This is a genomic window from Bacillus sp. EKM501B (genome assembly GCF_011800505.1).
GTDB lineage: Bacteria > Bacillota > Bacilli > Bacillales > Bacillaceae_G > Bacillus_A > Bacillus_A cereus.
Genome location: NZ_JAALFZ010000007.1, coordinates 15,137 through 38,233, shown reverse-complemented (window position 1 = coordinate 38,233; position 23,097 = coordinate 15,137). Strand labels below are relative to the sequence as shown.

Below are 23,097 nucleotides of genomic sequence, written 5' to 3'. Positions count from 1 at the left end.
CTCCTTATTTATGCTAAGCTTTCCGTCAGCCCGGGAACACGTACTCCTCTTTCTCTCGTTAATTTTTTAAATTCTTCGGTCAATTGTTTCGTTACACTTCCTGGTTTCCCATCTCCAATTTCTCTCGAATCAACTTTTACAACTGGAATTAACTCCGCTGCTGTTCCTGTTAAAAATACTTCATCCGCTACATATACGTCATGGCGAGTGAATGGTCTTTCCTCACACGGAATACTCAGTCGTTCACATAGCTCGATAACACTATTTCTCGTAATACCTTCTAATGCCCCTAAATAGGATGGCGGGGTTAATACTTTTCCATCTTTCACAACGAAAACATTATCGCCAGAACCTTCACAAACATATCCTTGTTGATTTAACATAAGAGCCTCTAACACTCCTGCTTGTGCCGCCTCAATTTTTACAAGTACGTTATTTAAATAATTCATTGACTTAATACGTGGATCTAACGCGTCTGGCGTATTACGTCTTGATGCAACAGATACAACGCTTAGCCCATTATCATAAAATTCTTGTGGGAATAACTTTAATTGTTCTGCAATGATAATTACGCTCGGCTTCACACAACTTCTCGGATCGAGTCCTAAGTCACCTTTTCCTCTTGAGACAATTAAGCGAATATAAGCATCAGCGTATTCATTTTTTTGGAGTGTATGTAAAACTGCTTCTTCCATTTCTTCTACCGTCATTGGAATTGTTAGTAAAATAGATTTCGCTGATTCATACAATCGTTTCACATGTTCTTTTAAACAAAATACATTTCCTCCGTAACTACGAATCCCTTCAAATACACCGTCTCCGTATAAAAAACCGTGATCATACACTGAAACAACTGCCTTTTCTTTTTCTACAAATTCCCCATTCATGTAAATGTACTGGTTTCCCATCTCACATCGCTCCTCTTTTTTCTCTATTTTTGCAATCTATTTCTACATCGATTGCTGAGATGAGTAATTTTAACAGAATATTCAGTATATAAACCTTAAAAATATACTCGTCTCAACAATCGATTACTTACATACTTGTAGCAATCCATTGCTGAGACGAGGGAATCGTGGTACCACTCAGCTTCCTTATACTTCTCACGAAACATAAGCTCTGCAAGTCCAATTAGACTTTTGTTTTTCTATCGGGAACAACCCCGCTACTTTTTACTAGTTTTCAAAAGTAGTGCTCCAAGGTGATTTTCAATGATTGAATTGTTACCACCCTCACAGCCTCGGGGCAGCTCTCTGAAACAATCTTTATCATTTACTCTCCTCTTCTACGCATTCTCTTCTTCTATTTTTAAAAATAAAAACTCTCGCCTCAGCAATCAACTACTACAATTTAGTAGCTTTGATTGCTGAGGCGAGAGTTTCGCGTTACCACTCAGCTTCCTTATACTTCTCACGAAATATAAGCTTTGTAGGTCCAATCAGACCTCCGTCCTTTTACCGGAGACGATGCCGCCGCCCTCTACTCAGTTTCCCTTTCGCAAGCGATGCTCCGAGGTGATCTTCAATGATTCGATTGTTACTACCCTCACAGCCTTGGAGTAGCTCTCTGAAACGATCATAATCATCTACTTTCCTCTTCTTTGCATATACAACATATAAAGTTAGAAAATTCTTAATTAACTTTCATTTGTTACACGTATTATAGGACGTTGTTCTTTTCGTTGTCAACATGTTTTTTCAAAAAAATCAAAATTCATTCTATTTATTTTTTCTCAAATCAAAATTGAAATGCATTACTTACATACACTCATATATTACTTAAGTATGTTTGCATTACTACATAAAGAAAAACTTATAAAGTTTATGAGGAGATGAGGAAACTATGTTAAAAGGGAAAGTAGCGTTAGTTACAGGAGCAAGCCGAGGAATTGGACGAGCGATCGCTAAACGTTTAGCAAATGACGGTGCATTGGTTGCTGTTCATTACGGTAATCGAAAAGATGACGCTGAAGAAACTGTTCAGGAAATTCGATCAGATGGTGGCCAAGCTTTTTCTATCGGCGCAAATTTAGAATCCTTACACGGTGTAGAAAACCTTTATAAAGCTTTAGATACTGAATTACAAAAGCGCACTGGTGAAACACAATTTGATATTTTAATAAACAATGCTGGCATTGGTCCTGGTGCTTTTATTGAAGAAACGACTGAACAATTTTTTGATAGAATGTTTTCAGTAAATGCAAAAGCACCATTCTTTATCATTCAACAAGCACTGCCACGTTTACGTGACAATAGCCGAATTATTAATATTTCATCCGCTGCCACCCGCATTTCTTTACCTGATTTTGTTGCATATAGTATGACGAAAGGCGCTATTAATACAATGACTTTTACGCTAGCAAAACAGCTTGGAGCACGAGGAATAACGGTGAATGCAATACTTCCAGGATTTATTAAAACAGATATGAATGCAGAACTCTTGAGCGACCCGATGATGAAGCAGTACGCTACTACTATTTCCGCTTTCAATCGCTTAGGTGAAGTAGAAGACATTGCCGATACTGCTGCATTCCTTGCTTCTCCAGACAGCCGCTGGGTAACTGGACAATTAATTGATGTGAGCGGAGGATCTTGTTTATAAAAAACATATATTTTCAAATCTTTTTTATTGCGCAATAAAACAATTTATATAATACTATATAAAACATATACATTTAGGAGGATTACAGCAATGTCCGAAAAAACATACGAACTCGCAACCTTCGCAGGCGGTTGCTTTTGGTGCATGGTAAAACCATTTGATGAACTTCCTGGTATTCATAAAGTACTTTCTGGCTATGCAGGAGGTCATGTAGAAAACCCAACATATGAACAAGTAAAAGCTGGAACATCTGGACATTTAGAAGTTGTTCAAATTACATTCGATCCTTCTATTTTTCCTTATCAGAAATTACTAGACTTATATTGGCCACAAATCGATCCAACTGATGATGGCGGACAATTTTTTGACCGTGGTCCATCTTATCGTACCGCTATTTTTTATCATAACGAAACACAAAAAGGGCTTGCTGAAAAATCAAAACAAGCTCTTACAGAAAGCGGTATGTTTAAAGATCCAATCGTGACTGAAATTCGTCCTGCTGCACCTTTTTACGCAGCAGAGGAATACCACCAACATTTCTATAAAAAGAATCCAGAGAAATATGCTACTGAGCAAAAGGAATCTGGTCGTGAAGACTTTATTAAAGAAAATTGGCAAAAAAAATAATAAAAACGCATCGTGCTTTTTTAATACGATGCGTTTTTATTTTTGATAAAAGTACCATACAATGATGAGAACAACCGCTGTTAATGCCCAAAGCGCTACTTCATTTTTCACTCTACTCTTTTTCTTAGTCATTTCATCTCCTCCTAATAGCAATACAACGTATTCAAGATTTCCTCTGTTTCATTGTCCACCTTATATACATAAATACATCCTTACCAATCCTTATAACAAGACCACCAATGATTCCGATTGCAATTGAAATTACTAACATTTGTCCAAAGCTAAAAGAATTTGTGTACGTTATGTAAAGAACGATACATATAAGTAAAACATCCGGTAAAGAAAGCAAAAACTTTTTAAGCATTTCTTTATCTCCTCTATACTTTATTTATATCTTCTACTGTAATTTTGAAATATAGTTTGTTCAAAAATTCCATTTAGACCCTCATTTTATGAAAAATAATAAGAATCCCTTTTCAAAAGAGATTCTTATTCAGTAGATTTAAGTTTAATTATTTTCTACATATCCTATTCCATAATTACTCCTAAAATAGAATAATATTACTAATCATTTATTGTAAATTGACTATTTGCCAGGCAACCGAATGTCGCGCCAGCTACCTACATCGCATTGGCCAAATTTATTATTACCTACCGCGACTACCGTGCCATCCGATTTAAGGCCAACAGTATGACAACGCCCCGCCGCTATCATATCTTTGGGCCATCGCTTCACTTTTTCTTTCGATAAAAGGTAATCCATGTTTTACCTCCTTGCATATAAGCAACTGTATCATAATAGATATTTTTATCAAATTTCATTATAAATCTACATTTACAAAGAAAGCTTATTTTACTTCTTCAAAAAATAAAAACCTCCAGTTTAAATACTAGAGGTTTTCTCGTTATTTCTTCAAGCGGTCAATAAAATCGTTCAATTTATCTAGCGATTTCATATTCTGATTGCAAGCTACACCATCTTTGCAAATGTAGTTTCCCTTTTTAACGAAAGTTCCTGGTACATCGCCTTTAATTTCAACTAAAAACATTCCTACTTCTTCATGCCCATGACATAATGAACAAATGCTTTTTTTATTTAAACTTTGGAACGTTCCTTGCAGACCAACAAATTTATTTTTATCATTTTTCGCTATAATAAATTTCCTGCTTGATCCCTTATCAATCCAGCTTAAATAAGATATTTCTTTCATATCTATTTCTTCCATATCAGGAAGTTTTAACTTTTTCGCCTTAGGAAATAACTTTTTTAATGTTTGTGCTGTAACTTCTTGAAACGGAATTACATACGGATTTATTTTCATTAAAAATGATTCTGCATCTTCTCTATTTTGAACTGTTAATACCGTATCAATTAACTCTTTCTGTTCATCCGTTAAATTCTCAAATACATGTATTATCTTTTCAATCGCAAGCGATTTTAACGCTTGAATTACACCTCTATCATTTGCCGTTGCATGCCCGTTTGCTAAAATATAAGCTTGTGATTTTATAAAATTATATTGATCACTTCTAATAAACGCTTCCATCTTTATCACTCCATACAAATTGTTGATCTAGTTTTATTGTATACAATGATTACGTTTTTTGATATGTAAAAGATAACTTAGAAACAAACATTACATATATCACTTATTCTCTACCGCTGCATTTCCTGACAAAAGAAGCCATCATCCGTTTTCCATTCCGCATATAATACGTCTTCAAATTTAGTAATTCCTTTTTGCTTTATTTGTTTATAAAGCCACCCTTCATCAAATCCCGCTTCCCTCAAATTATCCTTAACTACTTTTCCATCACTAATTAATGAAATTGGTAAGTATACAGGCTTATGTTTTAAACTTAAATCATTTACAGTAGGAGATTCGTATTTACTTTTTTTCAAAACGCTTATGTTTCCGTTAGGTTCCAATATCATATATTCAACTTCTCGGATTGAAAATATATCTTTTTGTTGCCTAAGCATTTGTTGTAATTGGTTTATATCCAAATGATTTACGCTTAATTGTTCACGATCAATCTTTCCATTACGAATAATAATTGAAGGATATCCTTCAAAAAACCTTCTTGTCCCTCTTACTTTTTGTGTTATCACTTCAATAGTATAAATTAAAATTACCCAAACAAATACTGAATATAAAATAGACCATACTTTAATTTTAGGATCATATATTGAATTTCCAACGAGCTCACCTAGGACGATTGCAGAAATAAAATCAAAGGGCGTTAGCTGAGATATTTGTGTTTTCCCTAATATTTTTGTAGCAATTAATAGAACAAAAAAACCAATTAAAAGCTCTATCGTTATTTGTCCAATATGATTCATATATGTTCACCTTTCTACTCTTCAAATGTTCTGTATAGCATTTAATAAAAAAACGGCACATTTTTTCTATTATCATGCCCGTTCACACTTCATATATCCAATACATATAAAACAAAAAGAGTCTGATTCAAAGTAATATATGAATCAGACTCTTTTCCTCTTATTTAGAATACACAATCTTTTTAATCGTTTCCCCAGAAAGAAAATATTCTTCTGCAAGTTGATGAATAGCAATCCCACTTTTAAACGCTTCTTTAATTGCTTTATTTCTTTCATCTAATTGTTTTCTTCCACCAGATCGTGTACCCCATTTATAATGTTTCGTTTCTTGTTTCGGAATGTAAATTGTTTCACCTTGTATATACTTTTGAATTTCAGTAATTAAACTCTCCGGTAAAACAGCATTAGCTTTTACGTATTTCATTTCTGCTCGCCCCTTATTTTTTATGGTTCATTTCAATAAGGTGCAAAGCCAAATATAAAAAATGATACGAGCTCATATAGGCGATTGTATATTACTTGTCTACCTCACGCAAAGTATCGCCATTTCCATACTTGGCTTTGCATGAGACGTTGCAGTGTCTGGCAATTGAATTATAATCGCCATATAAACACCTCCTAATATACCTTTTGCATTTTATTATATGATAAATTCCTTCTCCTTGCATCCACACCCTTCTTAAAGCACGAAATTTTATCTAAGAAGGGCTATCAGTTCGTAACAGTAAATGAATTGCAAAAAAGAGCAAAATAAAAAGGTAGCGTATCTTTGTATGATACGCTACCTTTCTTTTTATATAATGCCAAGTACATTTAAGAATACGATAATAATCGCAATTGGTGCGATATAACGAAGTAAGAATAACCATAATACGAATAGTTTATAACCTTTATTTTTACTTACACCTAGCTCTTTCATTAATACATCTTTCTTCATTTTTAAAGGAACAAAGATAGAAACTAATAATACACCAAGTGGCATTAATACGTTACTTACTGCATAGTCCGCTAAATCAAAGACTGTCTTCCCGAAAATCTTCAGATCACTTAATATACCGAATGATAATGCTGATGGTACCCCAACAACGAAGATTAATAACCCTACGATTAAGGCCATTTTTTCACGTTTCCCTTTACCTTTTGATGTTAACGATGCGACACTAATTTCTAACATCGAAATTGCTGATGTAATCGTAGCGAAGAAGAATAATAATAAGAAAACGATGAAGAATAATTTTCCGAATGCCATTTTACTGAAAATAGCTGGCAATACGATAAATAATAGTCCCGGTCCTTGAGATGGTTCCATTCCAAATGCGAACACAACTGGGAAAATTGCAAGTCCTGCAAGTAATGTAATAACAAGAGTTAAGGCTACGATAGAAAATGCTGAACGTGGTAAGCTTTCTTCTTTCGGTAAGTATGAGCTATACGTTACCATAACGGCTACCCCAACAGATAATGAGAAGAACGATTGCCCCATTGCGTATAAAATAACTTCTGATGTTACATGTGAGAAATCAGGTTGTAAGAAGAAACGAACTCCTTCTCCAGCACCATCTAACGTAAGTGCACGAACGATTAATACAAAGAATAAAACGAATAGTGCTGGCATGAAATATTTATTTACTTTTTCAACACCATTTTGTACACCTTTACTTACGATAAAAATAGTAATAAGGATGAATAATAGCTGTGATCCAACTGCTAAATATGGATTGGAAATGATTTCACCAAACGTAGCTTCGTATGCTCCATTTCCTTCCCATAGTCTACCTGTAATCGCATTCCATAAATATAATAAAATCCAGCCTCCTACAACACTGTAGAAAGAAAGTAATATGAAACATGTTACAATTCCTAATTTACCTAACCAAGGCCATAACGTTTTAGGAGCAATCTCTCTATATGCATCAACAGCCTCTTTTTGTGTACTTCTTCCAATAACAAATTCAGCTAATAATAGCGGTAAACCAATTAATAATGTGAAACCGATGAAAATTAGGAAGAACGCTCCGCCTCCTCCAATGCCGGCCATATATGGGAATTTCCAAATCGCCCCAAGACCAATTGCCGAACCTGCTGCAGCTAATACGAAACCTAATTTCGATGTCCATTGCTGTGAATTCATTTGTTAATCTCCTCTCTATCTCTTTTTCTTTGTTACAATTCGGTATTTATATTGTTCTATCAATACTCTTTTCTAATACGTTCACTTCCTCCCTAATAATAAAAAAACGCCCCTACGTAAATACGTAGGGACGACAAAAATATCGCGGTACCACCCTAGTTGTGAAGAACACTAAGAAACCACCTAAATAAAAACGCCCCTACGCAAAAACGTAGGGACGATAAAATATCGCGGTACCACCCTAGTTATGAAGCCACACCAAAGTTAGGACCTAAATAAAAAACGTCCCTACGTAAATACGTAGGGACGATAAATATCGCGGTACCACCCTAGTTGTGAAAAAATCTTCACCACTTTATTTGATAACGGTATAAACTACCGTCTTTCATTTCCTCAAAATATGAGATTTATGAAAGATGCTCCAGGACGAACTTCATGAATAATCTATATACTGATTCACACCAACCATCAGCTCTCTGAAATAGGGAGATATTCACTACTATACCCTTTCATTGCCCAAATATTATTTTCCGAATTGATTACTATCATTTTTATCACACATTAAAAATAGTGTCAACTTATATTTCGAATTTTTATGTATTACAATCTATTTAAAAATTCGAAATATAAGTTTTAGTTTAGAAAACAAGTAGCTTAGTACATAACGAATTCTAACAGGCAATAGAAAAAGAATTACGTATTATTGATACTTATTCAATAATACAAATCATCTAGAAACATAACCTGTCTCTCTGTATTCATTTTTTAAGAGTTTGATGGATACCAAGAAAATTTCGCATCACTATCCAGTGGTCTATTTTTTGTTTCTTCTTTAATTACACGAAACCATTCATTTAGAATTTGAGTTTTGGGCAATTGAGCAGCAAGGCTATCTTCCCAAATTATATGTGAGAACCAGGCTTTCGTTTCCCATTCAAACTGCAATTGTGCGAACGAAATTATAGGGTGATCAGCTCCACGAAATTGCTCATTTACTGCATTTGAAACTTCTGGAGCTTGCGGTAACAACTCGTTCTGAATTCTATTTCTTATCGTCTCATTTTCTAGCTGATCCCAGAAATACAATTGCCCATTTATTTGATAAAAAATATCAAATGAAGCCTCACCTTTCTTCAAATTCAATAACACGAAGGCACGTTCCACATCATTGTCAGCCGCTTTTACAGCATTAACAATTATATTTTGTGCCATTGATACCCAGTAACTAGTCGCTTCCTCTACCGGTGATTCAACATACAATTCTTCACTTAATTCATGAAGAGTAGCTTCTTGCTCATTTACTTTTTCAACTTTTTTAAAAAACCTATTAAAAAAACCCATAACTTCCCCCTTATTACTATTTTCTATTTCACAAAATAAAAAATAGATTTTTCTTGCTCATCCACATTTACTCCTGGCGCGTATGTATGAACTTGTTGCAACACTTCTTCTATTAGCAACTCTAACTCCTGCACACTTTTTTCTGGATTCCCTATTAATGTGTCCGCCATACGTTCATATAATTTTTCAGGTTTAATAGTCATTCGTTCCACATTATTAGGCATCCATTTAAACGCTGGATGATGTACGTACATTTTATTCAAACCAAATAAAACACCGAATACGTTCCTTTGTACTTCGCAAATAACGTCATAAAGCATAAGCCAATCTTTCCGTTTTAAAAGCGCCTTTCGATTGTGCCAACGATTACTTAACCATAGATTTTCTGAAATCATCAGTTTTGCTAGTTCATCTGGATATGCCGCTACTTTTTCTTTTAATTCATTCACTTTCCCTTCTCCATACAAACTAACACCATCATGAATGGATGATACAATACATTGTTTTTCATAATTTATATCATATTGATCCACCACATCCGAAATTACTTTCTCTACTGTCTCTGTTAAAAAGTTACTAATCTCTAATTTAATTCCCTCTTTCGTTAAATACGTTTCCGACCATTCTTCTTCCTCATACGGATGATACGATAATATTTTCCCATCAATATGATAAATAGGGGCCCTACGATCCTCATCTTCCGGCGGTGTTGACCATAAAATATGTAATTCTATATCTGAATGTTCATCTTCAAGCTTTCTAGCTACTGAACCCGCTAAAATAATAGCTTCTACTTTCGGATTTTGCCTATAAATCTCTGACATCTCTATCGCTCTCTCTTTTAATCCCATTTCATTTCCCCCTAAAATTGCAGTAATCCCCTATATTTCATTTATCTATTTCGATATTACAGCTTGCATTACCTTTTCAAATTCCTACTTAATCATATTTCTATCCAATAGCGCTGAATAACTTCACCAGTACGAGAAGAAACTACTTCATTTTCTAACACACCTCCAACCTTTTGAATCGTTTTAGCAGAACCGATATTGGATTTATCGCAAGTTATTAATACTTTCTGCAATCCTAATTTTTGCGCTTCAGCTAATGCAAGTTGTAGTTGTTTCGTAGCGTAACCGTGGCGACGTTTATTCGGATGGACACTATATCCAATATGACCGCTTTCTCGTAATAATTCTGGATTTAATCTATGTCTAATATTCACAAAACCTATAAGTTCCCCTTTTTCAAAACTTAAAAACTGACTAGATGGCACTCGATTAGCTAGTAAATTTTCTCCTAGTTCTTGTTTACTCACTTTTTCAAACCATTCATCAAGAGAATCAAAGTTTTGTAAAGAACTACTTCCATGTGGTTGTTCCCCTGAGTGTAAAAACGCTTGTCTATACGCCGTAATACGCTCACTATATTCATGGATTGGTTTTAATAGTTTCATTGTTCTTCTCCCCCTCTTCATTCCATAAAACAAACACCTTAATAGCAGCTATTCACTATTAAGGTGTTTCTATCCTTTTTATTCAAATAACCCCATGCTCAAATAACGTTCACCTGTATCAGGCGCAATACATAAAACTTTTTTACCAACGCCTAGACGTTTCGCTATCATGATTGCAGCGTAAACAGATGCTCCAGAAGATGGCCCAACTAATAATCCTTCTTGTCTAGCTAAGTTTCTCATTGTCGTTAAAGCCTCTTCGTCTGCAATTTGAATAATTTCGTTATACACTTCTGTATTTAAGTTTTTCGGAATAAATCCTGGGCTTGTTCCTACTAGTTTATGAGGACCTGGTACACCACCGGATAAAACGGGAGATCCTTTCGGTTCCACTACTGCAATATATAAGTTTGGCAATTTCTCTTTTAACGTTTCACCAGTCCCTGTAATCGTTCCGCCTGTTCCTGCCGTTGCAACAAAAGCATCAAGCTCTCCCTCCATTTGTTCGTAAATTTCAAGTGCAGTCGTATAACGGTGAATATTCGGATTAGCTGGATTTTCAAATTGTTGCGGGATAAAACTATTCGGTATTTGTTTTTGCAGTTCTAACGCCTTCGCAATTGCTCCTGGCATTCTTTGTTCTGCTGGTGTTAAAACTACTTCTGCCCCGTATGCTTTCAATAAATTAATACGCTCTTTTGACATATTGTCTGGCATAATTAAAATCGCTTTATACCCTTTAGCTGCTGCGTTCATCGCTAAACCAATTCCTGTATTCCCGCTTGTCGGTTCAATAATTGTATCCCCTGGTTTAATGAGACCATTTTCTTCTGCAACGTGAAGTAAATTATAAGCAGCACGGTCTTTCACACTACGTGATGGATTAAACATTTCTAGTTTCACATACACGTCCGCTGCGTCTTCCGGAATAAATTTAGATAATCGGACGACAGGTGTATCTCCTATTAATTCTGTTACGTTTTCACATAATTTCATAGTGCATCCCCTATTCTATCGTTTTCTTATCACTTGGTAATAACCATGAAGTAAGTCCAATTAACGGTAAACAACTACATAATATCATAATGAACTGAAGGCTATATATATCAGCTAACTTTCCTAGTACTACAGCACCTAGAGCACCAAGGCCGAACGCAAGACCTACAATTAGACCTGATACCATCCCTACTTTTCCCGGAACAAGCTCTTGCGCGTATACAACAATTACACTAAAACTACTTGAACTAATAAAACCGATACATAAAAATAAAGGTACGACCCACACAAGTGAGACATGTGGTAATAACAGCGCAAGTGGCGCTGAACCTAACATTGAAAATACGATGATGTTTTTCTTACCAAATCGATCTGCTAACGGTCCCCCGAAGAAAGTGCCTAACACACCAGCAATCATAAATGCGAATACGAAATACTGGGCATTTTTTATAGATAAACCATAATGCTCAATTAAGTAAAATTGATAGAAATTCCCGATACCGGCACCGTACCAAGAGCGCACAAAAGTAAGAAAAACAAGAAGTATAATAACAAATTTAATGTGTGTACTTACAATTGCATTTTCCGCCTCAAGCGCAGCTCTCTTCTTCCTTCTTACAGCGCCGGTTGCTAATTCATTTTTGTACCAATTCGATACGAAAATCAATAATGCAATTCCTACTGCTGCAAATGCTGTAAAACCTAATGAACCAATTTGACCGAGTGGAACGAAAATTAGCGCTGTAAAAATAGGAGCTAAAGAATTCCCCGTGTTTCCCCCAACTTGATAAATCGCTTGCGCTAACCCTCGTTTTGCACCTGCCGCCATATACGCAACACGAGCGCCTTCTGGATGAAAGACTGCGGAACCTAAGCCAATAAATAAAACAGAAATAATAACAATAATAAAGTTTGGTGCAAACGCGAGTCCAATCATTCCAAGCATACTTGAAAACATACCGAGTGGTAATAAAAATGGTGACGGCTTCTTATCTGAATACATACCAAACACCGGTTGCATAATCGATGACGTCATATTTAACGCAAACGCAATCCACCCTACTTGCATATAGGATAAATTCATCGTTTTTTCCAAAATAGGAAACAACGCCGGCACAACTGCTTGCATCGAATCATTTAAAAAATGTCCGAAACTAATCGCAAATAATATTCGATATATTGTCGGTGTTTCTACTGTGTTTTTTTGTGAAACTGCCTGCATATGTGAATCGCTCCTTTCTGTACAAAATATATATTTATTACAGTAGGTGTAATAAATTCTGACTTTTGAAACATTTCTATTCTATACTGCTTTCATTTCTTTTTCCAGAAATATAACTTAACTCCCATCATTGACTTGCATCCTTGTAACTTTCAGCAGTAAAACATTATAGAAAAAGGCAACCCAATCACAAACTGGGTTGCCTCTTACATTAAATTGCAAAACGCTTATACTTCTCATAATCGCTCGTCTTACATTCCACTTCTAGTTTCGTACCTTCATTTTCATAACTCGTTGATAAAACGTGCGCATGATTATTGAAATACGAAACTACCTGTCCGTGATCATACGGAATTAACATTTCACATTTCGTATATTCTTTATAAATATGGGAACGAATCATTTCTACAAGCTCTTCAATTCCAACATGTTTCTTCGCAGATAAATACACGCGGTCTTCTTGTACTTTCGGAATTTCAACATCCACCATATCTGATTTGTTATAAGCATAGATCGTTGGAATATTTTCTACTCCAATTTTCTTTAACGTTTCATTTGTAATATCAATTAATTGTTCATAATTTGGATTTGCGTAATCTACGACGTGAATAAGTAAATCTGCTTCCGCTACTTCTTCTAACGTTGAACGGAACGCCTTCACAAGATGATGTGGTAATTTACTTACAAATCCAACTGTATCTGTTAATAAAAATGATTTATTATCTGGCAAATCAATATTTCGTACAGATGTTTCTAACGTCGCAAATAACATATCTTTTTCAAATACTTGTTTTTCTTCTGTACCATTATAAATTTCAAGCATTGCATTCATCGTCGTTGACTTTCCTGCATTCGTATAACCTACTAATGCTACAACAGGTATTTCATTTTTCTTACGTTGCTTTCGCTGCGTTTGACGCTGGGCAACGAGCGCTTCTAAATCTTTATTCAAAACTGAAATTTGTTCTTCAATTTTACGACGGTCTAACTCTAACTTCTTCTCACCGACACCTTTATTTTTCGTACCAACGCCGCCGCTCTGTCTCCCTAACGATTCACGAAGACCAATTAAACGAGGCATCATGTACTGAAGGTGTGCTACTTCTACTTGCAGCTGTGCTTCTTTCGTTTTCGCACGTTGCGCAAAAATATCTAAAATTAAAATGGTACGATCAATCACCTTACAATCTAAATCCTCTTCTAAATTTCGAATTTGTGAAGGAGATAATTCATCATTAAAGATGACCATATTCGCATCTATTTCTTGTACATACGCTGCTACTTCTTCAATCTTTCCTTTTCCGATATAATGCGATGGATTTACTCGTTGTAAATTTTGCGTTACTTGCCCAATTACCTCTACATCACAAGCTTCCGCAAGATTTGTTAACTCTTCCATCGAATATGCAAAATCATCTTCATTACCTACATTTACTCCAACTAAAACTGCTCTTTGTAATACTTCTTCCATATATTTATTCCTCCATTTCGATTACGTAAAATAAAAAACACAGGTCGCTGCCTGTGTTTTCGTAAACGGATAAGGGTTCACCAAAGAAATAGAAGAAAGCTATGCTTTCATCCTATTTTATAGTCAAAAAGTCCCAAGATCGTATACGTATACACAATAAGCGTTCACCTATACAATCCCATTCTATTTATAAAGGCAAAACAAAAAGAGGGCGTATTCGTCCCTCCCTCTTTTTCACATATAAGCTTAATAAAGGGTTCCTTTAAAATAGGCAGACCAATCCCGTTCACTCTGTACACAGACAGAGCCTTTGAGCGCTATTCAATTATTGGCACAAAGTATTGAGACGTAATCTGATTAAGATCAAAGGAAGCCCCTCCGTTCATTTTAAGTTACATAAAGTGTAGCATAAGTAATTCGCTTTCACAAGGTTTAACAACCTATATCACACTAAAGAAAATCGTTATTTTTTTACTTTAATCGTCATTTTTTGCGAGTTTTTCTCACAATAAAAATAACAAAAGCAATTATCAATTTTAGAAACTTCTCGTATATTATTTTTACAGCACTCGCCAAATTCCTTCATAGTAAGTTAAGTATTATCGTTTTAATACAACAAAAATCTATATTGACATTTTTATAACCTAATATTAGTATCAGGTTATAAAAATAAAAATTAGGAGATGTTCCTATGCATTCTAAATCTCGTATTACTGCAATTGGTACTTATGTTCCAGATCAAATATTGTCTAATAACGATTTAGAAAAGATGGTCCATACGAATGATGAATGGATTGTACAAAGAACAGGAATGAAGGAAAGAAGAATCGCTAGCGAAGAAGAATATTCCTCAAACTTAGCCATTAAAGCAATTAAAAATTTATGTACAACATATAAGAAAAACTTAGAAGATGTCGACTGTATCATTGTCGCTACTACTACTGCTGATTACGTTTTCCCTAGTGTTGCTTGCCAAATACAACAATACTTCAACATACCTCATACACTAGCTTTTGATTTAAATGCAACTTGTGCTGGTTTTACATATGGACTACACGTCGGTAATAGCTTAATCACTTCTGGATCACATGAAAAAATACTTGTCGTAGCGACAGAGACATTATCTAAAGTTACTGATTATACCGATAGAACGACCTGTATTTTATTCGGTGATGGTGCTGGAGCTATTTTATTAGAAAGAGATGAAGACACCCCAAGCTTTATCGCTGCTCACATGGGAACAAACGGTGATGGCGGCATTCATCTATATAGAACAAACTTATCTACTACTATGAATGGCACACCACTGCAAACAAATGAAAAAATCGTTCAAAATGGAAGAGAAGTATATAAATGGGCAACACGAACAGTGCCAAAAGGCATAAAAAATTTATTACATAACGCAAATATGCAAGGGGATGATATAGACTGGTTCATACCCCACAGCGCTAACTTACGAATGATTGAATCTATTTGCGAAAAATCTCAAATTCCAATACAAAAACATTAACGAGCGTGGAATATATGGGGAATACCTCTTCAGTCACCATTCCACTCGCTCTAGATTTAGCTATAAAAGAAGGAAAGTTAAATAATGGAGACACACTTTTACTATACGGATTCGGTGGTGGTCTTACACATTTAGGGCTTATTGTAGAGTGGAATTTAATTTAAGTGTATAAAAAGAGGCTCTAGTCAGTAACTAGAACCTCTTTTTCATTTAATTTCTTGCCCCTTTTCGAGACCATATCACAACAGGAATAAGTAATAACGCTAACACGCCTCCAGCCAATGACAATGCCGCATAACTTGAATTCGCTACTACCATACCTGACATCGCTCCACCAGAAGCTCCAGCTAGCGCAATAAAAACATCTATTTTCCCTTGTGTTTTAGCACGTGTAGACGGTGTTGTGGAATCAACGATTTGTGCTGTACCACTAATCAATCCGAGGTTCCATCCTAGCCCAAGTAAAGACAGAGCAACGATTAATAGTAATAAAGAATCACTTGGCGCTATCGCAGCTATGACACCCGCTGCAAGTAAAATCACTCCACCAGCTATGCTCATTGTAGTTCGGCCAATTTTATCAATTAACATTCCTGTAACGAGAGATGGAAGATACATTGCACCTACATGAAAACCTATCACAAGTCCTACTGCACTTAAACCGTGACCGTGGTGTCCCATATGAACTGGCGTCATCGTCATAATCGCAACCATCACGATTTGCGTAAGTATCATTACGATTGCTCCAACTGTAATACCTCGTTTATTTTCTTTCACTTCTTCTGTTATTGGTTGCCCTTTATATGTATGTTCCTGTTTATATCTTTCTATTATGTTAGCAATAATTAACGGATCTGGACGAAGCATAACAAAAAGAACTAGACCCGCCAGTATAAATGCTGCTGCCGATAGTATGAACGGACCTGCAAGTTTAGGAACTCCAATTGAATGCGCAAAACTACCCATTACTCCTACTAAATTTGGTCCTGCAACTGCACCGAAAGTCGTCATTACCATCGTAATACTAACAGCCGTTGCTCTCTGCTTCTTATCTGCTAAATCTGTACCTGCATAACGAGCTTGTAGATTCGTGGCTGTACCGGCACCATATATGAGTAAAGAAATAAGTAAAAGAATAATGCTATTCGTTAAAGCTGCCATTACAACACCAATTGCTCCAAATCCACCTACTATAAACCCTGTTGCAAGACCTATCCGGCGTCCATATCGTTGCGAAAGCTTCCCTACTATGAAAGCTGCTAATGCTGATCCCAATGTAAACATAGCAGTTGGTAATCCTGCAAATGCATCTGTTCCAAGCATTTGCTGCGCAAGAAGTGCTCCCACTGTAATACCAGCAGCTAGTCCTGCACCGCCAAACATTTGTGAAATGCTGACGATTATTAACGTTCGTTTGTATAGTTTTTGTTGCTCTTCTTCTGTGTACACATGATTATCTATTAAAGCCCCTGCCTTATCTAGCAATTCCCCATCCTCCTTTTAAAATTAATCCCTCTTGTTAATGTACTATGTATAACGTTACATATTCAATGGCATTTTCCATTCATCCCTTTCATTCTAAAAAACTTTCTAATCATACTCGACTTATCCCATGCTATATTAAAAATACTACTATTCACAATATGCAAGGAGAAAACAATGAAAAAACAGGCTAATAGCAGCCTGTTTCCCTTTACACTTCTTCTACTATCCTTCCCCTGCTCTTTTTACTCAAAGCTCTTCCTTCCCAAAACAACAAACTTACGAAAGCACAAATTAAAATAATTGGCACACTTGCTTTATATAAATCTGTAAAACTCATTGCCATCTGATTCTTGGCATAATGATTCACATCATTCGAAAATGTGAGTACCTCTTTCTTTATACTTTCCTCTTGTTTTTCAACTTCTTTTGTTACTTGCCTCATAACTTCTTCTCTTTTTACATCCCTATATTCTACTGGAACTTTTCTTAATATTTCATCCGTCTTGTCGCGAATCAATTCTTCCTTTTTCTCTTTACTTAATCCCATTGTCATTGCATTTTGTTTCTTATTTATATTCGACTCTAAACTTTGATTCTCTATTTTTTCTTTAGTCATTTGTAAAATTTCAGTTTGCTCAGTACTATTCACATGAATATTCCGCACCTTTTCTTCTGCATAATGATATACTTTTTCTTTATTTATAGTTAAATTATGAGTTAAGTTAGAGACAAATATTGCGACCGCCAATACAATTCCAACCTGTCGTAACATTGATACAACACTTTGAGAAGCAGTTAATAATTCTCCTTCAAACGAAGACGCACTTAAAACTGTAATTGGCCCCACTACTAAGCCATATCCGACACCTAATATCATACATGGAATAATAATTTCTATATTTGTTGAATGAACATCAATCATTTGCAACCAATAGTAGGAAAGCCCCATAACAAGAAATCCTGACAAAATAATAGTTACTTTTCCGAGTTTTTTAATTAAAGTTGCTGCAACTGGTGAGACAAAAAATATCATCGCTGAAATAGGTGTCACTAAAAAAGCCGCTTCAATTTCCGTTCGACCTTGTAGTTTCGTCAAGAACGTTGGAAGCAATACAGTAACTCCAATTAAAAATAAATTACTCAATATAACAACGATTGACGCTCCGACAAACATTCGATCTTGAAATAACTTTAAATTCACCATTGGGTTATGAATCTTTCGTTCTACTAAAATAAATAGAATAAGAGAAATAGTGCTAATTGCATAACAAGACAAAGCAATATTACTTTGCCATCCCCATGTATTACCTTTTACTAATATGAGAGTAAATGAAAAAATTGCTGTGCTACTTAATAGTAGTCCTATCCAATCTATTTTTGAGATAATACGTTCTTCATTTTTTATTTGTAGCATGATGCAACATAACACGATTCCTATTATACAAACCGGAACATTAACGAAGAACACCCATCTCCATCCTAAATTTTGCGTAATAATTCCACCTATTACTGGCCCCATAGCAGCTGACAATCCTTGTGTTACTCCTAAAATTGCAAGTGCAACATGCCTTTTAGCTAACGGCATAGCTGATACACCAATTACCATACTTGTTGGAAATAAAATTGCTGCCCCAATACTTTGTATAAAACGAGAAAAAATAAGAAAATCACCTGTATTAGCAAAAGCGCAAAGTACCGATCCACCCCCAAAAATCACCAGACCAAGAATATACATCTTTGCTTTTCCAAAGATATCAGCTATCCGCCCTAACGGAATGGCAAGTACTGCAATCGTCATTGTATAAACATTTAATACCCAAGACATCTTTTCTAATGAAGTATTTACACTCGATTGTATTGCCGGTAAAGCTATATTCATAATTGTCGTATCAATCATACAAAGAAAGATACCTAGACACATTAAAAAGACAATCTTAATACCCTTTGATTGCTCCATCTTTATATACCCCTTTATTTATTGTGAATGCGTTTTTCATTCTTCTGTTTTATTGTTTTCTTTCGCCTCTAACTCTTCTAATTTTTTCTTCAAAGTCTCCACTTGTGCACTATACGATGCAATACCTACATCTAGTGAAATTTCTTCGACGAAAGTAATACCTATTCTCCACTTTTCATATTTCAATCGAAGATCTGCAATGTACGCTTCTTTTCTTTCAATTTCATCTTTAATCCATTCTTTTATTGTTACATCATCACTATAGTTGCCAAAATACATTCTCATTAAAAAATCCGAACGTAAAACATCCTTCTCTATAGGCGTCTGCATGTATTGATAAAATTCTTCACGCCCCTCATCTGTAATAAAGTACATTTTCTTATTCGGTTTTCCCTCTTGCATGACAACCTCTTTTTTTATTTTCCCTTCATTCTCCAATTGCCGTAATGTTGGATAAATCATTCCAAAACTTCCATCAAAAAAATGAGTAAATACGTCTTCAAACACAATTTTAATATCGTAACCAGACAATTCCTTTTCCATTAATAAACCTAAAACAACATCTCTTCCCTTCAAAGTAAAACCCCCACATAGTATATAATCAATAATCATATTAACATTGTTAATATGATTATTGATTATATACCTTATTCTGTTAATTGTAAAATGTTTCTAAATAAAAAAGCCCCATAATTTGGTTTCACCAATTCACAGGGCCATTTTCTTATTTACTCTTTCACACCTACACCTTGCAAAACTTCAATATCCTCTTTCATTTCATAATAATAAGAAGGCAATTCTATACCATGTTCTAAGAAATAATCCTCAATGAATGAAATAATAATTTTTAACGTTTTCACACGAGCATACAATTTATCGTTACTTTCAATAATATGCCACTTCGCATTTGGCTTACTTGTTTTTTCAAACATGTCTTCCATTGCTTCAACATATTCATCCCATTTTTCACGATTACGCCAATCTTCGTCTGTAATTTTCCATCTTTTCAAAGGATTTTTCTCTCTATCTTTAAATCTCTTTAACTGTTCCTCTTTACTTATATGGTAGAAGAACTTTCCTATTATGTAATGGTCATCTGTTAGTAGTTTTTCAAAATCATTAATCTCATCATATGCTCTCATCCACTCTTCCTTTGTAGCAAATCCTTCAACACGCTCAACTAACACACGACCGTACCATGAGCGATCAAAAATGGTGATTTGCCCGTACTGTGGAATTTTGCGCCAGAAACGTTGCAAATAATGGTAACGTTTTTCATGAGGTGCAGGCGCTCCAATTGGATTTACTTGGAACCCACGCGGGTCAAGATGTTCCGTCATCCGCTTAATTGCCCCACCTTTACCAGCCGCATCCCATCCTTCCATAACAAGCATAACCGCGATTTTTTCTTCTTTCAAAATTTGCTGTAATGCTAATAAGCGCCTTTGATATTTTTCTAATTTCTTATTGTACTTAGATTTTGATTCAATTTTTTTCGTTAAGTCTACTTTAGCAAGATGTCCATTTTCCATAAAACAAATCCCCCTTGTTGTATGACAATGTTATTTTAACATATTTTTGGTAATTTTTTCATATCCTAAAAAACTGTGTAGAAACATCTCTACACAGCTTCCTTCTCTAATTTCACATATACAAGCACATTTAACTACATTAAAATAAATAATTTATACTGAACTCTTAGTATATTCTTTTTATTAAAACGTAAAAATAGCCCTTTTAAAAAGGCCAGCAATCTAAGTATAGAAAAACAAATTTATTCTTTTTTACTACATACGTAATTATGCCGGCTATGAGCGTAGTGAATAAGATATTGATTCACTACTCTTATAGCCACTTTACATTATATGGTATATTTACTCGTAAAAAGAAGATAATAACAAGTAAATCCATTAAAGAATGGGAGCTCTAAAAAAATGAAACGAAAAATATTAACTCTCTTTACACTTTTATGCTTAGCACTACCAATACAAGCTAGTGCTTACACATTTCAGTCACTACCGATTGCGTCAAAGTCTAAACAATGGTATGTCGAAATTGATAAATCTCATAACTCAAACAAGCAAGCAATCCAGCCAAAGCAAGGTGTATTTGATACGTATAGTTTACTCGTAAAAAACATCGGTCATGATGTATCAAACGTATCTGTGGAAATACTTGATAACAACCCTACCTCTAAAGCTACCTTTAAACCTACTACACCTAATGAAAATATTTCTAAAAGTCATACAAGCTTTGACTACATGGTATTCCCATTAGACTTTAATAGTCATAATTTTAAAGTTGTAATCACTTGGGAAGAAAAGAATTTCTCTTACAATGGCCATCCGGTAAATGAAGGTAAAAAAATGAAACAAACATTTGTATTTAATGAAGACTAAGTCCTAATTTCTTTAGGGCTTAGTCTTCTTTTTTGAAACCTGCTTGTATCGCTTCCGTCACTTCTTTTGTGATTTCTAATTTTGTTGTGCCAAATATGTACGGACAGTTTTTCATTACAAAGGTGTTTTATTAATACTAGTTGATTATATGCTAAGTTATTTTCTATATAGGTCTAGCCCTCTTTTCCCATATAATCAATTAAATCGACGAATACTCGGTACAGACAATGCTATTCCAATTGTTAAAATTACTAAACTAGCTAGTGTTATAATAGTTATTTCGCCACCTATGACAGTAGCTAACCAGCCTACAACTACATACCCTAATGGCAATAAAGCAAAAGAACCCAACATATCAAGGCTTGCCACTCTTCCGAATGCTTCTTCTGGTACAAGCTCCTGTAAACTCGTTTCCCAAATGAGTCCAAATATCATCATGCCAAATCCTTCAATTGCCATTAAGAATATTAAAGCGGGTGCCCAAGAAATGAATGGCATAATTAATAAAGCAATGCCACTCATTAAAACACCTCCATAAGCCAGTAATCCTCTCTTATGCCACCGCTCTTTCCCACCAAATATTACTGCGGCAATTATAGCCCCACCACCAGAAAAGGCCATGCCAAGCCCATACACGTAAGCTTCAAAATGATGATGAACATTAAATAACCATGGAATTAATACGACGATAATGCCGGCATAACAAATATTTATAAAAGAAAAAACTAAAATTGTAATCCACAGCCACGGATGACTTTTTAAAACTAAAACACCTTCCATAAACTCTTGTTTGTAAGTAAGCTTACTCTTTTCAATGGGTTTTACTTTTTTAAACTTAATTTCTTTTAAAAATAATAAACATAAAAATGATAATAAGTACGTTGCTGCATCTAGTCCGAAGCCTATCCCTGCAGATGCAACCGATACGATTAACCCACCAAGTGCTGGCCCAATCAATCGTATACCTTGATTACTCATTTGAGTGAGTGCGTTAGCTGCATTACGAATTTCAGGAACGAATACTTTCGCCCTTACAGCAGAATATGCTGGTTGGAATATCCCTTCCATAAGTCCGTATATGGCAACGAGAATATATAAAATCGTAATTGTTAATAAATCCATAAATATAAGCGATGCAAGTAATAGCATTAATATACAGCGGATTATATCCGTAAATAACATTAATTTAACCCGATCAATTCGGTCTACAACTAAACCTGCAAACGGTAAAGCAAGAATATTAGGTAGCATGTACATTGCCATCGTCATCCCCATTACAACTGTTGAGCCAGTTAATGAATACACAACAACTGGAAGTATGACCATAGTTATCGAACTACCTAAGGCCGAGAGTAATTGTCCAATCCATAAAAACTTAAAGTGCGTTGATACTTTAACTGGTAATAATAATTTTCCAATATAACTTAAACTTTTCTCCTTTTGTATTTCCCCTTGCATGTCTCTCTCCTCTTTTCAAATGACTATAGAATACATAATATACGACTGAAAATTCATAATATTATATTTCCAATTATATAAGAAACCATTATGTAATGG

The 23,097-nt window shown here is 35.0% G+C and carries 20 protein-coding genes, 2 pseudogenes and 2 other annotated features; of the genes and pseudogenes, 4 read left to right on the top strand and 18 right to left on the bottom strand.

The genetic code is table 11. The features are described 5' to 3' along the window. Positions 1–8: 8 nt before the first annotated feature. A complete protein-coding gene (ilvE, locus tag HFD78_RS15300) occupies positions 9–908 on the bottom strand; it encodes a branched-chain-amino-acid transaminase (protein ID WP_000528156.1) in 900 nt (299 codons plus the stop codon). A gap of 149 nt (positions 909–1,057) precedes the next feature. After that, positions 1,058–1,297 (bottom strand) — a binding site (T-box leader). 545 nt (positions 1,298–1,842) lie between these two features. Here ilvE and HFD78_RS15295 point away from each other — a divergent pair. Further along, positions 1,843–2,601, top strand: a complete 759-nt coding sequence (locus HFD78_RS15295; RefSeq protein WP_000911815.1) for an SDR family oxidoreductase — start codon at positions 1,843–1,845, stop codon at positions 2,599–2,601. 90 nt (positions 2,602–2,691) lie between these two features. Next, positions 2,692–3,228 carry a peptide-methionine (S)-S-oxide reductase MsrA gene (gene msrA, locus HFD78_RS15290; RefSeq protein WP_001291887.1) on the top strand — a complete coding sequence of 179 codons (537 nt, stop codon included), beginning with the start codon at positions 2,692–2,694 and terminating at the stop codon, positions 3,226–3,228. A 163-nt stretch (positions 3,229–3,391) separates the two neighbouring features. Here the strand turns inward: msrA and HFD78_RS15285 are convergent, their stop codons facing one another. From HFD78_RS15285 to hflX, 12 genes and pseudogenes are all read right to left on the bottom strand, one after another. Further along, a complete protein-coding gene (locus HFD78_RS15285) occupies positions 3,392–3,592 on the bottom strand; it encodes a hypothetical protein (RefSeq protein WP_000913386.1) in 201 nt (66 codons plus the stop codon). A 240-nt stretch (positions 3,593–3,832) separates the two neighbouring features. Then, positions 3,833–3,991, bottom strand: a pseudogene (locus HFD78_RS15280) (RCC1-like domain-containing protein); the annotation flags it as partial. A 142-nt stretch (positions 3,992–4,133) separates the two neighbouring features. Further along, complete coding sequence (locus tag HFD78_RS15275; RefSeq protein WP_000387064.1) at positions 4,134–4,775, bottom strand: FusB/FusC family EF-G-binding protein; 642 nt, start codon at positions 4,773–4,775, stop codon at positions 4,134–4,136. A 110-nt stretch (positions 4,776–4,885) separates the two neighbouring features. Continuing rightward, the gene (locus HFD78_RS15270) at positions 4,886–5,572 is read right to left on the bottom strand and encodes a DUF421 domain-containing protein (protein ID WP_001015535.1); all 687 of its coding nucleotides are present in this window, start codon (positions 5,570–5,572) and stop codon (positions 4,886–4,888) included. A 160-nt stretch (positions 5,573–5,732) separates the two neighbouring features. Then, entirely contained in the window at positions 5,733–5,996 is a 264-nt protein-coding gene (locus HFD78_RS15265; RefSeq protein ID WP_000878325.1) for a CD3324 family protein, read from the bottom strand. Between the two features lie 369 nt (positions 5,997–6,365). Then, a complete protein-coding gene (locus HFD78_RS15260; RefSeq protein ID WP_001088187.1) occupies positions 6,366–7,703 on the bottom strand; it encodes a sodium-dependent transporter in 1,338 nt (445 codons plus the stop codon). Between the two features lie 299 nt (positions 7,704–8,002). Next, positions 8,003–8,225, bottom strand: a binding site (T-box leader). Positions 8,226–8,468: 243 nt separating this feature from the next. Continuing rightward, positions 8,469–9,044: a hypothetical protein gene (locus HFD78_RS15255; RefSeq protein ID WP_000505545.1), complete on the bottom strand. Its 576-nt coding sequence runs from the start codon at positions 9,042–9,044 to the stop codon at positions 8,469–8,471. A 23-nt stretch (positions 9,045–9,067) separates the two neighbouring features. Then, positions 9,068–9,895, bottom strand: a complete 828-nt coding sequence (locus tag HFD78_RS15250; protein ID WP_000523213.1) for a DUF4037 domain-containing protein — start codon at positions 9,893–9,895, stop codon at positions 9,068–9,070. A 92-nt stretch (positions 9,896–9,987) separates the two neighbouring features. Next, positions 9,988–10,500, bottom strand: coding sequence for a GNAT family N-acetyltransferase (locus tag HFD78_RS15245; protein ID WP_000771279.1), 513 nt, complete (start codon positions 10,498–10,500; stop codon positions 9,988–9,990). A 78-nt stretch (positions 10,501–10,578) separates the two neighbouring features. After that, positions 10,579–11,496 carry a cysteine synthase A gene (gene cysK / locus HFD78_RS15240; protein ID WP_000762279.1) on the bottom strand — a complete coding sequence of 306 codons (918 nt, stop codon included), beginning with the start codon at positions 11,494–11,496 and terminating at the stop codon, positions 10,579–10,581. Positions 11,497–11,506: 10 nt separating this feature from the next. After that, positions 11,507–12,718 (bottom strand): MFS transporter, encoded by a 1,212-nt coding sequence (locus tag HFD78_RS15235; protein ID WP_001149411.1) that lies wholly within the window; start codon positions 12,716–12,718, stop codon positions 11,507–11,509. 211 nt (positions 12,719–12,929) lie between these two features. Then, a complete protein-coding gene (gene hflX / locus HFD78_RS15230) occupies positions 12,930–14,189 on the bottom strand; it encodes a GTPase HflX (protein WP_000393280.1) in 1,260 nt (419 codons plus the stop codon). Between the two features lie 691 nt (positions 14,190–14,880). Between hflX and HFD78_RS15225 the strand changes: the two are divergent. After that, a pseudogene (locus tag HFD78_RS15225) lies at positions 14,881–15,863 on the top strand (beta-ketoacyl-ACP synthase 3). Between the two features lie 46 nt (positions 15,864–15,909). Here HFD78_RS15225 and HFD78_RS15220 read toward each other — a convergent pair. The 4 genes from HFD78_RS15220 to HFD78_RS15205 form a co-directional block, all read right to left on the bottom strand. Then, on the bottom strand, positions 15,910–17,184 hold the full coding sequence (locus HFD78_RS15220; protein WP_000884517.1) for an MFS transporter: 1,275 nt from the start codon (positions 17,182–17,184) through the stop codon (positions 15,910–15,912). 208 nt (positions 17,185–17,392) lie between these two features. Next, complete coding sequence (locus HFD78_RS15215; protein ID WP_098204930.1) at positions 17,393–19,141, bottom strand: MDR family MFS transporter; 1,749 nt, start codon at positions 19,139–19,141, stop codon at positions 17,393–17,395. Positions 19,142–19,177: 36 nt separating this feature from the next. Beyond that, positions 19,178–19,717 carry a PadR family transcriptional regulator gene (locus HFD78_RS15210; protein WP_000678328.1) on the bottom strand — a complete coding sequence of 180 codons (540 nt, stop codon included), beginning with the start codon at positions 19,715–19,717 and terminating at the stop codon, positions 19,178–19,180. A gap of 152 nt (positions 19,718–19,869) precedes the next feature. After that, a complete protein-coding gene (locus tag HFD78_RS15205) occupies positions 19,870–20,673 on the bottom strand; it encodes a polyphosphate kinase 2 family protein (protein ID WP_000427309.1) in 804 nt (267 codons plus the stop codon). A 402-nt stretch (positions 20,674–21,075) separates the two neighbouring features. Between HFD78_RS15205 and HFD78_RS15200 the strand changes: the two genes are divergently transcribed. Continuing rightward, the gene (locus HFD78_RS15200; protein WP_000823343.1) at positions 21,076–21,540 is read left to right on the top strand and encodes a hypothetical protein; all 465 of its coding nucleotides are present in this window, start codon (positions 21,076–21,078) and stop codon (positions 21,538–21,540) included. Positions 21,541–21,735: 195 nt separating this feature from the next. On the opposite strand, the gene HFD78_RS15195 is transcribed toward HFD78_RS15200, so the two are convergent. Beyond that, a complete protein-coding gene (locus tag HFD78_RS15195; RefSeq protein ID WP_001161173.1) occupies positions 21,736–22,998 on the bottom strand; it encodes an MFS transporter in 1,263 nt (420 codons plus the stop codon). Between the last annotated feature and the right edge of the window lie 99 nt (positions 22,999–23,097).